Origin of the sequence: Gluconobacter japonicus (assembly GCF_015244665.1) — a bacterium.
Classification (GTDB): domain Bacteria; phylum Pseudomonadota; class Alphaproteobacteria; order Acetobacterales; family Acetobacteraceae; genus Gluconobacter; species Gluconobacter japonicus.
The window spans coordinates 138,053-152,661 of record NZ_JABCQN010000003.1 but is presented as its reverse complement, the minus strand read 5'-3'; the positions used below and the strand labels follow the sequence as shown (position 1 = coordinate 152,661).

Sequence of the window (14,609 nt, the reverse complement as noted above, 5' to 3'; positions counted from 1 at the left end):
CTGATGCCGCCCACCTGATCGGGCGTCAATCTCACTCTGGGTTTTCTGTGAGTATTACTGAAAGAAATTGAAGGAAAATATGACTGAAACAGTTCTGAACACTGCGCTCGCCGTCGCCGAAGCCTGTGCTGATGCTGCCCGCAGGACTGTCATCCCCCATTTCCGGACATCTTTACAGGCCGATGCGAAGTCCGATGACAGCCCCGTCACCGTGGCCGATCGTGCTGCGGAAAAGGTCATGCGAACCATTCTGGAAGAGGCTCTTCCAGACCATGCCATCCTTGGCGAAGAAAGCGGCATGAGTGGGCATAAAGGCGACTGGCTCTGGGTTCTGGACCCGATTGACGGAACCCGCGCCTTCCTGACGGGGCGGCCCACCTTCGGCACCCTGATTTCGCTCTTCCATAAAGGCCGTCCGGTGCTGGGTCTGATTGATCAGCCACTGACCGGAGAACGCTGGATTGGTGTTGCAGGACAGGAGACCCGCTTCGTCTCAGATCGCCTTCCTGGAGAAATCGGGACACGCCTCTGCCCGGAATTGAAAGAGGCCGAACTGTCCTGCACCTCTCCGGAAATCATGACCCCTGCCCATACGCCGCGCTTTACCAATCTCCAGAAGCACGTCCGCCGCACATCTTGGGGCGGGGACTGCTACGCCTACGGATTGCTGGCGCTCGGACAGATTGACGTCATTGCGGAATGCACGATGAACCCTTGGGACTGGGGCGCTCTGGTGCCCGTTATCGAGGGTGCGGGCGGTAGCATCACGGACTGGCAGGGCCAGCCCCTCAGCCTGGAGAGCGATGGAACGGTTCTGGCCTGTGGCAACCCTGCCCTGCTTCCAGAGATCGTGAGCCACCTTTCCCATTTGTGAACGATGCGTTAGGCATGACGCCCCGGTGATCATGGGCCGGGACAGGTTGGAATGAGAGCCGGAGCCTTCCGGTTCAGGACCGGGATGGAAATATGGACGCGCAATTCTCTCTCCCCAAGAACAAGATCCGCATTCTCCTGCTTGAAGGCATCCATGAGAGTGCTGTCGAGCATTTCAATGTGCAGGGTTATGCAGAGGTCACACGCCTGAAAGGCGCCCTTGAAGGCGATGCTCTCAAGGAAGCACTCCAGGGCGTGCATATGGTCGGCATCCGGAGCCGCACGCAGCTAACGAGAGAGGTTCTTGAATCCGCTGATCGCCTCATGGCGATTGGCTGCTTCTGCATCGGAACGAACCAGGTTGATCTGGAAGCTGCTCGCATGGCCGGTATCCCGGTCTTCAACGCCCCCTATAGCAACACACGTTCCGTCGCCGAGCTGGTGATGGGCGAAGTTGTCATGCTGATGCGCCGCATCCCCTCCCGTTCCGAACAGTGCCATCAGGGTGGGTGGGACAAGTCTGCCATCAATGCCTGGGAAGTTCGCGGAAAGACGCTCGGCATTGTCGGTTACGGTTCGATCGGCTCGCAGCTTTCCGTTCTGGCCGAAGCCTTCGGTATGCGCGTCCTGTACTACGATATCATGCCACGTCTTCCCCATGGCAATGCAGTTGCTGTTGCCACGCTGAAAGATCTTCTGGCTCAGTCGGATGTCGTGACGCTCCATGTTCCGCAAACACCGGACACGGATCTGCTGATTGGCGAAGCTGAAATCCGGGCAATGAAGCCCAACTCCATCCTGCTCAACAACGCGCGCGGTAATGTCGTGGACCTGGAGGCGCTGGCTGCTGCTCTCAAGGACGGCCACCTCATGGGCGCAGGTGTGGACGTTTTCCCGGTCGAACCGAAGATTGCTGGCGAGCGTTTTGTTGCCCCGCTTCAGGGTCTGGAAAACGTGCTTCTCACCCCGCATATCGGCGGCTCCACCATGGAAGCGCAGGAGCGGATTGGCGTTGAAGTCGCTCGTAAGCTGGTGGACTATTCGGATGTTGGCTCCACCATTGGTGCCGTAAATTTTCCGAGCGTACAGCTTCCGGAGCGGCCACGTGGCACGCGTTTCATGCACGTTCATGCCAACCGTCCCGGCATCATGCGGCAGATCAACGAGCTATTCGCAGCCGAGAACTGCAATGTGACGGCACAGTATCTGCAAACGGATGGTGAAGTCGGATACGTCGTCGTTGAAGCCGAATCGACCGGCCCTGACATGGATCAGCAGCTTCTGGACGGTCTGCGCGCTATGGATGGTACGCTCCGTGCACGCCTGATTTACCAGCGTTAACCATCTAGTAATATGTTCTGGCTACGATCTCGTCCCATGACGACATCCGGCCAGAACACACCTCCCAAGACCACCCCCACTCTCGCCCGTATCCAGAGCTTTGCCTTCTCAGGCATCGAAGCTGTTCCGGTCACGGTCGAAGTTCAGGTTTCTACCGGTTTGCCTGCGTTTCTGGTTGTCGGCATGGCGGATAAATCTGTTGGAGAAGCGCGCGAACGCGTTCGCGCCGCTCTGACAGCGATGGGCCTCGCGCTTCCACCCAAACGTATTCTGGTCAATCTGGTGCCCGCCGACCTCATCAAGGAAGGCGCACATTTTGACCTTCCCATTGCCCTGGGTCTGCTGGTGGCGATGGGACTTTTGCCGTTCGAAGCCGTGTCTGCTTATGCCGCCGTTGGTGAATTGTCTCTGGATGGGCGTGTTAATCCAATCAACGGTGTTCTGTCAGCCGCTCTGGGTGCCGCGACAGAGGGGCTAGGCCTGATCTGTCCTTCGCTTCAGGGTACGGAAGCACGTTGGGGCAATCCAGATCATGACATTCTGGCTCCAGAAACATTGCTCGCGCTTGTTTCCCATTTTCGAGGCGAACAGGTTCTGACGCCTGTTCCACCGGCGCAGGGCTACACGCCCGATTACGGGCCAGACCTTGCAGACGTCAAAGGTATGGCATTGGGTCGACGCGCTCTGGAGATTGCCGCCGCCGGTGGACATTCCGTTCTCATGAGTGGACCGCCCGGCGCAGGAAAATCCATGCTGGCATGTCGTTTGCCAAGTATTCTGCCGGATCTCACAACGGAAGAAATGCTGGAAACCAGCCGTATTCATAGTGTCTCCGGTCTTTTGAAAGAGGGACGCCTGACGGTTCGGCCGTCTTATCGTGCTCCGCATCACAGTGCGAGCCTCCCGGCCATGGTCGGTGGGGGTGCGAAAGCAAGACCCGGTGAAGTCAGTCTGGCGCATAACGGGGTGCTGTTTCTTGATGAACTACCCGAATTCTCCCGCTCCTGCCTGGAATCGCTGCGTCAGCCTATTGAGACGGGGTCCATCTCCATCGCACGCGCTGCCCAGCACACGACTTATCCGGCCCGTTTCCAGTTTATTGCCGCGATGAATCCCTGCCGGTGCGGCTATCTGGGAGACCCGGAACGCAGTTGTCGCAAAGCGCCTCGCTGCGGTGAGGATTACAGTGCCAAAATCTCAGGCCCCATGCTCGATCGCATGGATATCTGCGTACAGATTGACCCTCTCTCCCCTGTCGAAATCAGCCGGGCACCACGTGGTGAAGACAGTGCGACGGTTCGTGCCCGCGTTGAAAAAGCGCGGGCACGGCAGATCGAACGGCAGGGTGCTTGCAATGCTCAGGTCTCACCAGACCTGTTTGTCATGGATGATGATGCTCGCTCCATGGCCGAACAGGCCGCCGAGAAAATGCGCCTCTCCAATCGGGGACTGACACGCCTGATGCGGGTTTCCCGAACCATTGCGGATCTGGAAGACACGCAGCAGATTCAACGCCATCACGTTGCCGAAGCCTTAGGGTTTCGGCGGCGTTGATCCATTCTTCCGTCGACCCAGATCCCGAAAAGACGGGATCATGGCGACCATGATGAATAGCGTGATCCAGAAATTGATCTGGTGGAACATCGCCGTTCCGTACAGCCAGAAACCGTACAACAGGGTTGCGGTCATGACGGCATAACCCACCAGCATGACCCACCAGATAATCCATTCCTTGCTTGGCATTACTGATCCACCCCTGCCAGACCATCCAGTCCGCGCGCCAGATCTGCCTTGAGATCCTCCACGCTTTCCAGACCGATATGCAGGCGGAAGGTCGCCGCTTTTGGCCCACCGTCTCCCGTCACGCGGCGAACATGTCCGGTCGTGGGCAGCACAAGGCTTTCGTAGCCTCCCCAGGAGGCCCCGATCCCGAACATGCTCAGACCGTCGATCATCCGCTCCGCAGCCACGACACTGATGTCCGGCTGAAGCTCAACACCGAACAACCCGCATGCACCCGTAAAATCACGCTTCCAGATGTTGTGCCCCGGACAGTCTTCCAGAGCCGGATGCAGCACGCGCGCCACTTCCGGACGTGTTTTTAGCCATTGAGCAATTTCAAGTGCTGAACGGGACTGATGAGCGAGGCGCACACCCATGGTTCGCAGACCACGCAGGGTCAGCCAGCAGTCATCCGGGCTGGCACACTGGCCAAGCTGGATGGAGGCATCCCGCAAGGTCTTCCAATGCGCCTCATCATTGACCGTGATGGAGCCGATAATAACGTCCGAATGGCCCCCGGGATATTTCGTCAGGGCCTGAATCGACACATCGACCCCATGCTCGAACGGCTGGAAAACACCGATTCCCCATGTGTTATCGAGGAATAGCAACGCCCCTGCCTGATGGGCCACATCCGCCAGCATTGGCACGTCCTGCACTTCGAATGTGTGGCTGCCGGGGCTTTCAGCAAAAATGATGCGCGTTTCAGGCCGGGTCAGGGCTTCAATTTCTGCGCGTGTCGCCATCGGAGCATAGTACGTTGTGCTGACGCCCAGACGTTTGAGCATGGTGTCAGCAAAGCGGCGCGTTGGCCCATAGACCGAATCGGGCAGAAGCAGATGGTCGCCCTGCCCGAGAAACGCCAGCAACGGCGTCGTGCAGGCACTCAGACCGGAATTGACAACCTGTGTGTGCGTACCACCTTCAATCGCCGACAGAAGCACTTCAAGTTCATGCTGAATCGGTGTTCCCATTGCGCCATAAACCGCCTTGTGGGCATGGCTGCGGCCATCCATCCGGTTCATGGATTCAAGCGTGGGAAACAAGACCGTCGAACCGCGCGATACGGGCAGGTTCACCAGTGTTCCGCCCTCGCTGGCCTCTGCACGCCCACCCTGTACAAGGGTTGACGCCAAGCGGTTCCAGCCCGCGCTGACACGTGTTTCGAGATCGCTCATGCCTGTTCTCCCGTCACAATCGGCGCATCCGGATCACTCCCCCATTCCGCCCAGGACCCATCATAAAGTGCGCCATCCGGCAGCCCGGCGATTGCCAGCCCAGCCAGAAGTGTTGCGGCTGTCAGTCCTGATCCACAGCTTGTAATCACCCTCCGCCCGGCAACCGGTGCGAACAAGGAGCGAAGCGTTTCCGGCGGAAGGAAATGACCATGCTCGTCGACAAGTCGTGTCCAGTCCATGCTGATAGCGCCCGCCATATGGCCGCCACGCACACCCGGTCTCGGCTCTGGCACAGACGCCGTAAAACGCCCATGACTACGGGCATCCAACACGACCGTCTGGGAGGAGGCTTCCAGAATATCGCCGCTTCCAGCTAACAGGCCATACCGTGGACGCGTTCTGTAGTGGGCAGGTTCAACAGCCACAGCGTCGCCCTGCTCAATGGTACCTCCGGCTTCTCGCCACGCAGCCAGACCACCATCCAGAATCCTGACATTCCGGTGCCCGAACAGGCGCGCCAGCCACCAGCCCCGACAGGCTCCTACACTTCCCTTTCCATCATAAAAGACGATCGGCGTATCTTCGGTCAGACCAAGCTCACCCATCAGACGCGCAAACCGGGCAGCACCCGGAACGGTATGCGGCAGGCGGCTCTCCGGATCGGTAAAGACATCAATGTCGAATCGACGTGCACCCGGAATATGGGCCTCACGGAACGCAGCGTCCGGATTCCCGTTCTGACCGGGCAGGAGAACGCTGGCATCCAGCGGAACGTAAGCCGTTGTCCCTGCAAGGAGGTCCTGTGCGGCAAGAAGCGGTGAATTCGTCATTCCTCTACCATAGGTCGAGGGATGCGCGGGGCGCCAGAGCGTGGCAGACTGTTCAGCCATGAATATGCAGGTCCCTGCCCTGAAGCCCTTGACCCCCCGGAAGTCTGTTCCATGACAACAGAGCGGATCATTCTGGGCTTCGTCCTTGTTGGCATAGCCTATGGATGCGGCGTCATCCTCTGGCCGTTCCTTTCGGCCATCCTCTGGGCGGCTATCCTCACTTTTTCCAGTTGGCCCATCTACCGATGGCTGAGACGCCATATCCGGCCGTCGCTTGCCGCACTGGGCATGATGTTTCTCAGTGCCGTGACCATTATCGTTCCTCTATCCGTTCTCACATCCGCTGGAATCAGTGACATCCCGGAAACGATTGGCACCCTGGATACGCTCCTTCTCAGGGCAGGCTCGGACGGACCGCCTCCAGCCTGGATGGCTCATATCCCGCTGGCAGGGCCCCATCTGGTCGAATGGTGGCACCATCTGACCCATGATGTTGGCGCGGCCACGGAAATGCTGCGTCCCTATTTCGGCCAGATCGCTCACTACACGCTTGCCATCCTGATGAAGCTGGCCAGTGGTCTGGTGGAGCTTGTCATGGCTTTGTTTGTGGCATTCTTCCTCTGGCTGAACGGCGATTCGCTGGGTCTCACCATTACCGCGCTGATCGCCCGGATCGCTGGCCCTCGTGCCACCCCCCGTCTCATCAATGTCATCGGACGGACAATCCGGGGAACGGTGTACGGGGTACTTGGTACGGCAATCATTCAGGGCGTTCTGACAGGGATCGGCCTCATGATTGCAGGCGTTCCTTCCCCGGTTCTTTTGGCGGGTATTGCAGCGTTTGTTGCGGTCTTTCCCATTGGCGCGCCTTTGATCTGGATACCCGCTGCCATCTGGCTTGGTATGACCCACCATGTGGGACATGGGCTGTTTCTGGCGGCTTACGGCGTCATCGTTATTTCCGGTGCAGACCATCTGATCCGACCGATCTTCATCTCACGTGGCGCGCAGTTACCCTATCTGCTGACCGTCCTGGGTGTTCTTGGCGGGGTTGTGGCTTTTGGCGGCCTCGGGATTTTCCTTGGCCCCGTCCTGCTGGCTGTTGGATACACGCTTACCAGTGAATTCGCTGCTGGCCCTCACCGACCAGAACCACGGCATCTTTATATTTCGGAGTCTTCCAAGTGACGGCATCGCTTTTGTCGGGCTCACCTTTTCGCATTCTGAGCTGGAACCTCCTTCGATGGGACGGTGCGTCCCTGGAAGACGTTCTGACCGTTATCCGCGCGGAAAATCCGGACGTCGTTCTGATGCAGGAAGCGCAGGAACCAGTTGATGTTCTGCCTGAAATCCTGGGGGGCTATTATGATCGTATTCCGCTTCCCGGTCGCCCGCATGGCACGGCATGCTGGAGTCGTCTGCCGTTCACGCGACCTCCGTCTTTCTGCCATCTGCCGCGTGGATTGGTTGTGAAGCGCACGGCGCAGATCATCGATTTCGGAAGTTTTTCCCTGGCCAACGTGCACCTGTCCCATGGACAGATCCTCAACCGCCGACAGCTTCGCAGTCTGACGACCAGCATGCATCGACGCGCTGTCATCATGGGGGATTTCAATCTTGTGGGCCCAGTCATGCTCCCCGGATTTCATGACGTTGGCCCCAAGGAAAAAACCCACCGGATGCTGGACCGTCTTCCCCTGCGACTGGACCGTTGTCTTGTCCGCGGCGTGAACCGCCTGGAAGCCCGTGCACTCCCGCGTTTCGGCTCGGATCATCGTCCGATTTCCGTCACGCTGCGGCTCACGCCCTAAGCCTTACAGATAGGGCAGGAACAGCCTGAGTGCTGCGTTACGGATCTGGATCAGATAGGGTGTCCGATCAATGTCATGGTGAGTCAGTCGGTTTTTGCGATGCGTATCCATAAAAGCTGACAGATCCCGAGCCACGTCCCGATCGTAAATTTCCAGATTGATTTCGAAGTTCAGGCGTAGGGAGCGGACGTCCAGATTGGTGCTCCCAACAAAGCTCCATTCCTCATCCACGACCATCAGCTTGGAATGATTGAACGGCGGATTGGCCATCCAGACCCGACACCCCGCATCCAGAAAAGGTCTCAGGTTGGCGTCGCGTGCAAAATCAATAATCGCGTGATTGCTGCTTTTCGGCACAACAATATCAATCACGACGCCACGCAAAGCTGCCAGATTGAGAGCCGAGGTAAACCGGTCATCCGGCAGGAAATAGGGTGTCATGAGACGCACATGTTTCTTGGCCAGAATAATGGCCTGCAACATGCCATATTCAATCTTCTCAAGATCGGCATCCGGGCCGGACGTAACGATCCGCATGGGAATATCGCCGACGGGCAGCGGTTCGGGCAGATAAGGTTCGCCCTTGAGTTCTTCTCCCGTCGTAAACGACCAGTCCCATGCAAATGCCACGGACAACTGATGCACGACCGGGCCACGCAGCTCGAAATGTGTATCCGCGACAGGAAGTTTTGTCCGTAGGCGAAGCATGTTTTCTTCGCCAATGTTCAGGCCCCCCATGAAACCGACCCGCCCATCCACAACAAGGATCTTGCGATGGTTGCGGAGATTGATGAAAGGCATGCGCCATGGCCATACGGAATGCATGAACCGGGAACATTTCACGCCATCGCGTCTAAGCCGTCGCTCTATCGCACAGCGGAAATAGCCGCTCCCGATTCCATCCACCAGAACACGGACTTCCACACCGCGTCTGTGTGCGTCCACCAGAGCTTCAGCAAACTGCTCACCAATCCGGTCTGCCCGGAAAATATAAGAGCAGAGAATAACCGATGTTTTCGCCTGCCGGATGGCATCTATCATGACAGGATAGGCATTATCCCCATCGTGTAGAACCTTCACGGAGTTCCCGCGCATCAGGGGGCGCTCTGTAAGACGACCCAGCATTTTTGCAAGCGGGGCCAGGTCCCCTTCCATCACCTGCCGGTACTTGGCGAGGAGTTCGCGCCCTTCCCAGGAGTGATGGTCGATCATCTTGCGCGCCCGGCGATGAACACGGTTGATACCGAACATCAGGTAAAGTGCGGTTCCAAGAAATGGCCCGATCCAACAGACGCCAATCCACGCAGCGCACGCAGACGTGTTGCGTTTGTGGCGCAAGGCATGGAGTGTGACCATAATGGGAAGTGCCCAGCGAAGGCACGTCAGAACGAAATCCAGAACAGGCCAGTGCCTCATAAAACTCCCTGGCAGACCGAGACTGTGCTCTTTCCGCGAAGATGATGGATGCGTCAGCCGGATGTCTGAGCTACGCTAGGCAATCAATCCGGTATTTTCCAAGAGGAGCGACCCTGTGCAGCATCGTCCTCAGCTCTTCTATACGACAGAGCCAGCTCCCTGCCCGTACCTGCCCAATCGCATGGAGCGCAAGGTACTGACAGATCTTTCTGGCCCCGATGCTGCCTCCCTGCATGACCGTCTTTCCCAGGCCGGGTTCAGACGCAGCCATACGATTGCCTATGCCCCCGTCTGCATGGACTGCCGGGCCTGCAAACCGATGCGCCTGCCTGTGGCTCTTTTCCGGCCGTCCCGCACACAACAGCGCATCTGGAAACGCCATCAGGACGTCAAGGCTGCCATTACAGCGCCAATTCCAACGCAGGAACAGTTTGCACTGTTTCAGGCGTATCAGAAAAGCCGCCATACAGATGGGGATATGGCCCATATGTCCTGGCAGGACTACGCCGATCTGATCTCAAACACTCCAGTCGAAACCATTGTCATAGAGTTTCGTACTCCGTCAGACCAACTCGTCTGTGTGTCTCTTGTCGATGTCATGTCGGACGGACTGTCCGCCGTGTACACCTTTTACGACCCCACGACCCCTGCTGCATCCTGGGGAACATTCTCGATCCTGTGGTTGCTCCACCTGGCCAAACAGCGCGGACATCTTCACCTCTATCTGGGATATTATGTCCCTGGCAGTCAGAAAATGGCTTACAAAGCCACCTTCCAGCCTGCCGAGATTTTCCAGGGTGGTCACTGGACGCCCCTGATTCTCTCCGCCTGAAAGGTTAGTTCGGTTTGCGCAGCATCCATTGCGGTGCAGCCTTCCCGACCGCCCCACGGCGCCCTTCCAGCGGTGCCAGATCGGCAGCCGGACGGACGCGCTGTCCCTCCTGCCACAGAAGTCCATCCTCAAGCGTGAAAGCCCGGAGATCACGCAGTGTGCTCTCTCCAAGCTTCTGGAAGGAGACGCCCGATCCACGGCTCATCTCCGGCACCTGCTCCATTGGGAAGATCAGGGCACGCTTGTTTTGTCCTAGAGCTAGCACATGCGTTCCAACAGCCGGGATGCAGGCGAAGATGCTTTCGCCCTCCTTGACGTTGAAGACCTGCTTGCCGGTCCGCTTCTCCGCCACGATCCCAGCTTCAGAAACAATCATGCCACGCCCACTCTCAGACGCGATCAGGCGCTTGCCGTCTTCCATGACAGGGAACATCGCAACCACACGCTCTTCCTGTGCAATATCCACAAGCGTCCGAACAGGCTGACCAAAACCACGTCCACGGGGCAGATCCGCGGCTTTGAGCGTGAACGCCTTGCCTCCACTGGCAATCAGACAGATCCGATCCGTGCTCTGACATTCCGTCATGAGACCGGCTTCGTCCCCTTCTTTGAAGCGATGCCCCTGTGGGTCCAGCCCATGTCCCTTCATAGCCCTGATCCAGCCCTCGCGAGACAGAAGAATGGTCAGCGGTTCGCGATCCACTTCAAGCGCTGCCGAAATATCGATAGCTTTAGGGGGCTGTGCAATCTGCGTCCGTCGATCGCCCAGCGGGCCACTTCCGAACTTCTTGATCGTCGCATCCAGATCCTTGCCGATCCGGGTCCAGCGGCGCTTTTCAGATCCCAGAAGGGTCTCAAGAGATTTGCGTTCATCCGCAAGGGCATCACGCTCCTTGCGGATCTCCATTTCTTCCAGCCTGCGCAGCGAACGCAGACGCATGTTGAGAACGGCTTCCGCCTGAATATCCGTCAGGGTGAAGGTCTTCATCAGGCTGACCTTCGGCTCATCCTCTTCCCGGATGATGCGAATGACTTCATCCAGATTGAGATAAACCGCGAGGAAACCATCCAGGATTTCCAGACGGCGCAGAACGGCCGCAAGACGATGGTTTGACCGACGCACCAGCACTTCATGGACATGCGCCAGCCAGGCCTGAATAACCTGCTTGATTGACAGCACACCCGGCACGCGGTCTCCGCCGAGAACATTCATGTTCAGGCTGAAGCGGTTTTCCAGCGCAGTATTGCGGAACATCGTCTCCATCAGGACTTCGGGGTCACACCCCTTGGTCTTGGGTTCCAGCACCAGACGGATATCCATCGTGCTCTCATCCCGCACGTCTCCGAGCAGCGGGAGCTTACGCTGCTCCATCAACTCGGCGATCTGTTCGATCAGACGGGACTTTTGAACCTGATAAGGAATTTCCGTGACAACGATACACCAGGTTCCAAACCTGCCCTGCTCCACTTCCCAGCGCGCACGCGTCCGGAAGCTGCCACGACCGGTTTCATAGGAGCGAATGATCGACTCGCGATCTTCAACCAGAATACCGCCGGTCGGGAAATCCGGACCGGGAATGAAATCGACCAGTTCAGCGACGGTCGCATCCGGCTTTTCAATCAGATACTTTGCCGCACGACAAATTTCCGCGGCATTATGAGGCGGAATACTCGTCGCCATACCCACGGCAATACCGGCAGCGCCGTTGGCCAGCAGGTTCGGGAATGTACCTGGAAGGACGACAGGTTCGTGGTCTTCGTTATCGTAAGTCGGGCGGAAATCCACGGCATCATCATTGATACCGTCCAGCAGCGTCTGCGCGATTTCGGTCAGACGGCTTTCCGTATAACGCATGGCCGCTGCGCCATCGCCGTCGATGGAGCCAAAATTGCCCTGCCCTTCGACGAGCGGATATCGAACGGCAAAATCCTGCGCCAAGCGCACCAGTGCTTCGTAAACGGACGCATCACCGTGCGGGTGAAACTTACCGATCACGTCACCGACGACACGTGCACACTTTTTAAACCCTGATGTGGGATCAAGGCGTAGCTGCTGCATCGCATAGAGGAGGCGCCGGTGCACCGGCTTGAGACCATCACGCACATCCGGAAGGGACCGCGACATGATCGTCGACATCGCATACGCAATATATCGCTCGCTCAGAGCCTCCGCGAGCTTGGTATCCTCAATATGACCCGCCAGATCAACGCCCATGCACTTCCCCTTTTCTCAGCAGGACTTAGACACTGGCGCCCGCTCCTGTCCAGCGTTGCGCTCGTTCTTCTTTCAGCCTGTTCGCCATACCAGCCGATCCTTCATGAAGAAGATACGCTGGCCCGCAACGGCTTTGTCGCCCATCAGGCTGATACCACAGCCCGATGGCAGATGATGAACCTGCTGCCTCCGAACACCATGACCTATCGCATGCAGGGCAATGTCGCCGTGATGCTCTATGCGGACCCGACCGCATGTGGGTGCGTCTATATGGGCAATATGGTGGCCTATCATGCCTATCAGCTCAGCCACCCTGTTTCCGCCGATGATGAGCAGCGCATGACAGCGGAAATCAACCAGCATCCGGGATGGGACTGGTCCGTCTGGAACTGGACTGCCGACCCGGATGTCGTCAGCGGAGTTCGTCCGGGTCCTGTGCAGGTTCGATATTGAGATCTTCGATGATCTCATCTTTTCCGGTCAGCCTGCGAATACGTTCGAACAGCCTTTCGCGCGCCGCAGGCAAGGGCTGGTGCCGCACGCCAAAAACCCACCGTGAAAGAAAGTGGCCGGTCAGCGTCATTCCTGCCAACCAGTCTTCGGGGCTGCCCTCTTCCGTTTCATTGGCCAGAAACGCAGGAAGCACCAACAGCCGATCGCGCCAGGCGCCAGCACCCTCGTCGCTCACGGCGCGCCCGGACTTGGGGGAGACAAAATTCAGGTTGTCACAACCGCCGGTAACGGCACAGGCAGAAAGATCCAGCCCGTAACCCAGTTCGCCCAACAATTCTCGTTCCCAGCGCAGATAGGCGGCTATGGGAGGCGGCTCAGGCGCGATTCCTATCAACGTCAGAAGCCGGATCAGGCGCATGAAAAGTTCGGGATGAGCTTCCCCCTGGGGTAGAGCACCATCCGCCAGAGCGCACGCACTACTCACCATGGCCAGTTGAAGAGGAAGATCAAGCAGTCTTGCCCCTACACTCTGAACAGGTTCAGCCGTAACGGCACCAAGCTGATCTGACAGTCTGGCACGCCAGCGCGCCATGACAAGATTACCTGTTTGCCAAAGAGGAGCCTGTTTTCTGGACCCGCCACCGCGCACCATTCCGTGTGAAACGCCATGCTCTTCGCTCAGCAGATGAACAAGAGCACTGCCTTCTCCGTAAGGACGAACAGACAGGACAAGCGCAGCCGCTTCCCACTCCATCACAGCACGATGCTCCCGACAAAGACCAAAAACAGAAAAACTCCCGCACGAGTACCGTGCGGGAGTTTCCAATCTCTTTCGGTTTCAACCCGGCAGACAAGCCTGCCTGATCAAATGGAAAAAGATCTTACTTGGTGCCAGCAGCAGCAGCCACTTCGGCAGCGAAGTCGTTTTCTTCCTTCTCGATGCCTTCACCAAGCTGGAAGCGCTCGAAGCCAACCAGCTTCGCGCCAGACTTTTCCACAACCTTGGCCACGCGGCTTTCGCCATCGAGAACCCAGACCTGCTCCAGAAGAACAACTTCTTCATAGAACTTGCGGATACGACCTTCGACCATCTTCTCGATGATGGCTTCCGGCTTACCGGAATCACGGGCCTGCTCGATCAGAACCGTACGCTCACGCTCCAGAGACTCCGGATCGACGCTTGCAACATCCAGAGCAGCCGGACGGGTTGCAGCAACATGCATACCAATCTGGCGGCCGAGTGTCAGGAGAGCGTCGGACTCGGACGGAGCCTGAAGGGCTGCGAGAACGCCGATCTTGCCAATGCCCGGGCGCAGTGCGCTGTGGACGTAGCTGGCGACAACACCGGACTCAACAGACAGGACGCGAGCGCGACGGATCGACATGTTTTCGCCGATCGTAGCGATCAGATGCGTCAGTTCGTCGGCAACCGTACGGCCGGACGGAACCTTGGCTGCCTTGATGGCTTCAAGATCTTCGCCAACTTCCAGAGCAACCTGAGCAACCTGCTCAACGAAAGCCTGGAATGCTTCGTTACGGCCAACGAAGTCCGTCTCAGCGTTGACTTCAACCATAGCGGCGCGGTTAGGACCGGAAACAACGCCAACCAGACCTTCAGCCGTTGTACGGCCGGACTTCTTGGCAGCTTGGGACAGACCCTTGGTGCGAAGCCAGTCGATGGCTGCTTCCATGTCAGCAGCAGCTTCCGTCAGAGCCTTCTTGCAATCCATCATGCCTGCGCCGGTCTTCTCGCGCAGTTCGCGAACCAGGGCTGCGGTGATTTCTGCCATGTTCTCTTATCCCTCGAAAAGATCATGCGGCCGAGCGTAAACGCCCGACCGCATGCATGTTTCTTCCAGTTACCGCATCTTCAGATGA

Annotated in this window: 14 protein-coding genes; 7 read left to right on the top strand and 7 right to left on the bottom strand. The window is 57.9% G+C overall.

What is annotated here, in order from left to right:
- The first annotated feature begins 79 nt into the window (after positions 1 to 79).
- The 3 genes from HKD32_RS07145 (at position 80) to HKD32_RS07135 (ending at position 3,768) form a co-directional block, all read left to right on the top strand.
- Positions 80 to 874, top strand: coding sequence for an inositol monophosphatase family protein (locus HKD32_RS07145; RefSeq protein WP_061933181.1), 795 nt, complete (start codon positions 80 to 82; stop codon positions 872 to 874).
- Positions 875 to 966: 92 nt separating this feature from the next.
- Positions 967 to 2,214, top strand: coding sequence for a phosphoglycerate dehydrogenase (gene serA / locus HKD32_RS07140; protein WP_061933183.1), 1,248 nt, complete (start codon positions 967 to 969; stop codon positions 2,212 to 2,214).
- 36 nt (positions 2,215 to 2,250) lie between these two features.
- Entirely contained in the window at positions 2,251 to 3,768 is a 1,518-nt protein-coding gene (locus HKD32_RS07135) for a YifB family Mg chelatase-like AAA ATPase (RefSeq protein ID WP_194257777.1), read from the top strand.
- Here the strand turns inward: HKD32_RS07135 and HKD32_RS07130 are convergent.
- From HKD32_RS07130 to HKD32_RS07120, 3 genes are read right to left on the bottom strand one after another with little or no spacing between them, the layout of a single operon-like run.
- On the bottom strand, positions 3,748 to 3,957 hold the full coding sequence (locus HKD32_RS07130) for a hypothetical protein (RefSeq protein ID WP_061933187.1): 210 nt from the start codon (positions 3,955 to 3,957) through the stop codon (positions 3,748 to 3,750). The genes HKD32_RS07135 and HKD32_RS07130 overlap by 21 nt on opposite strands.
- Entirely contained in the window at positions 3,957 to 5,174 is a 1,218-nt protein-coding gene (gene metC, locus HKD32_RS07125) for a cystathionine beta-lyase (protein WP_061933189.1), read from the bottom strand. Before metC ends, HKD32_RS07130 begins: the two co-directional genes overlap by 1 nt.
- Complete coding sequence (locus HKD32_RS07120) at positions 5,171 to 6,064, bottom strand: sulfurtransferase (RefSeq protein ID WP_228118856.1); 894 nt, start codon at positions 6,062 to 6,064, stop codon at positions 5,171 to 5,173. Before HKD32_RS07120 ends, metC begins: the two co-directional genes overlap by 4 nt.
- Positions 6,065 to 6,115: 51 nt before the next feature.
- Between HKD32_RS07120 and HKD32_RS07115 the strand changes: the two genes are divergently transcribed.
- Both HKD32_RS07115 and HKD32_RS07110 read left to right on the top strand, forming a co-directional pair.
- Positions 6,116 to 7,192 carry an AI-2E family transporter gene (locus HKD32_RS07115; RefSeq protein ID WP_194257776.1) on the top strand — a complete coding sequence of 359 codons (1,077 nt, stop codon included), beginning with the start codon at positions 6,116 to 6,118 and terminating at the stop codon, positions 7,190 to 7,192.
- Positions 7,189 to 7,815 (top strand): endonuclease/exonuclease/phosphatase family protein, encoded by a 627-nt coding sequence (locus tag HKD32_RS07110; RefSeq protein WP_194257775.1) that lies wholly within the window; start codon positions 7,189 to 7,191, stop codon positions 7,813 to 7,815. Before HKD32_RS07115 ends, HKD32_RS07110 begins: the two co-directional genes overlap by 4 nt.
- A gap of 3 nt (positions 7,816 to 7,818) precedes the next feature.
- Here HKD32_RS07110 and cls read toward each other — a convergent pair whose 3' ends face one another.
- Positions 7,819 to 9,231, bottom strand: a complete 1,413-nt coding sequence (gene cls, locus HKD32_RS07105; RefSeq protein ID WP_062025458.1) for a cardiolipin synthase — start codon at positions 9,229 to 9,231, stop codon at positions 7,819 to 7,821.
- 115 nt (positions 9,232 to 9,346) lie between these two features.
- Between cls and HKD32_RS07100 the strand changes: the two genes are divergently transcribed.
- On the top strand, positions 9,347 to 10,063 hold the full coding sequence (locus HKD32_RS07100; protein ID WP_194257774.1) for an arginyltransferase: 717 nt from the start codon (positions 9,347 to 9,349) through the stop codon (positions 10,061 to 10,063).
- A 4-nt stretch (positions 10,064 to 10,067) separates the two neighbouring features.
- Here HKD32_RS07100 and parC read toward each other — a convergent pair whose 3' ends face one another.
- Positions 10,068 to 12,278, bottom strand: coding sequence for a DNA topoisomerase IV subunit A (gene parC, locus HKD32_RS07095; RefSeq protein WP_194257773.1), 2,211 nt, complete (start codon positions 12,276 to 12,278; stop codon positions 10,068 to 10,070).
- On the opposite strand from parC, the gene HKD32_RS07090 reads away from it, so the two are divergent.
- Positions 12,255 to 12,731 carry a hypothetical protein gene (locus tag HKD32_RS07090; RefSeq protein ID WP_061933199.1) on the top strand — a complete coding sequence of 159 codons (477 nt, stop codon included), beginning with the start codon at positions 12,255 to 12,257 and terminating at the stop codon, positions 12,729 to 12,731. The two genes, parC and HKD32_RS07090, sit on opposite strands and share 24 nt — an antisense overlap.
- On the opposite strand, the gene recO is transcribed toward HKD32_RS07090, so the two are convergent.
- Together recO and tsf are read right to left on the bottom strand one after the other, a co-directional pair.
- A complete protein-coding gene (recO, locus tag HKD32_RS07085; protein WP_061933201.1) occupies positions 12,691 to 13,485 on the bottom strand; it encodes a DNA repair protein RecO in 795 nt (264 codons plus the stop codon). The two genes, HKD32_RS07090 and recO, sit on opposite strands and share 41 nt — an antisense overlap.
- A 127-nt stretch (positions 13,486 to 13,612) precedes the next feature.
- Entirely contained in the window at positions 13,613 to 14,521 is a 909-nt protein-coding gene (gene tsf / locus HKD32_RS07080; protein ID WP_010501436.1) for a translation elongation factor Ts, read from the bottom strand.
- Positions 14,522 to 14,609: the final 88 nt, after the last annotated feature.

Bases quoted from the DNA above. Each gene is read 5' to 3' on its own strand.
- HKD32_RS07145 (WP_061933181.1), top strand. From the start codon at position 80: ATGACTGAAACAGTTCTGAACACTGCGCTCGCCGTCGCCGAAGCCTGT.
- serA (WP_061933183.1), top strand. From the start codon at position 967: ATGGACGCGCAATTCTCTCTCCCCAAGAACAAGATCCGCATTCTCCTG.
- HKD32_RS07135 (WP_194257777.1), top strand. From the start codon at position 2,251: ATGACGACATCCGGCCAGAACACACCTCCCAAGACCACCCCCACTCTC.
- HKD32_RS07130 (WP_061933187.1), bottom strand. From the start codon at position 3,957: ATGCCAAGCAAGGAATGGATTATCTGGTGGGTCATGCTGGTGGGTTAT.
- metC (WP_061933189.1), bottom strand. From the start codon at position 5,174: ATGAGCGATCTCGAAACACGTGTCAGCGCGGGCTGGAACCGCTTGGCG.
- HKD32_RS07120 (WP_228118856.1), bottom strand. From the start codon at position 6,064: ATGGCTGAACAGTCTGCCACGCTCTGGCGCCCCGCGCATCCCTCGACC.
- HKD32_RS07115 (WP_194257776.1), top strand. From the start codon at position 6,116: ATGACAACAGAGCGGATCATTCTGGGCTTCGTCCTTGTTGGCATAGCC.
- cls (WP_062025458.1), bottom strand. From the start codon at position 9,231: ATGAGGCACTGGCCTGTTCTGGATTTCGTTCTGACGTGCCTTCGCTGG.
- HKD32_RS07090 (WP_061933199.1), top strand. From the start codon at position 12,255: ATGACCCGCCAGATCAACGCCCATGCACTTCCCCTTTTCTCAGCAGGA.
- parC (WP_194257773.1), bottom strand. From the start codon at position 12,278: ATGGGCGTTGATCTGGCGGGTCATATTGAGGATACCAAGCTCGCGGAG.
- recO (WP_061933201.1), bottom strand. From the start codon at position 13,485: ATGGAGTGGGAAGCGGCTGCGCTTGTCCTGTCTGTTCGTCCTTACGGA.
- tsf (WP_010501436.1), bottom strand. From the start codon at position 14,521: ATGGCAGAAATCACCGCAGCCCTGGTTCGCGAACTGCGCGAGAAGACC.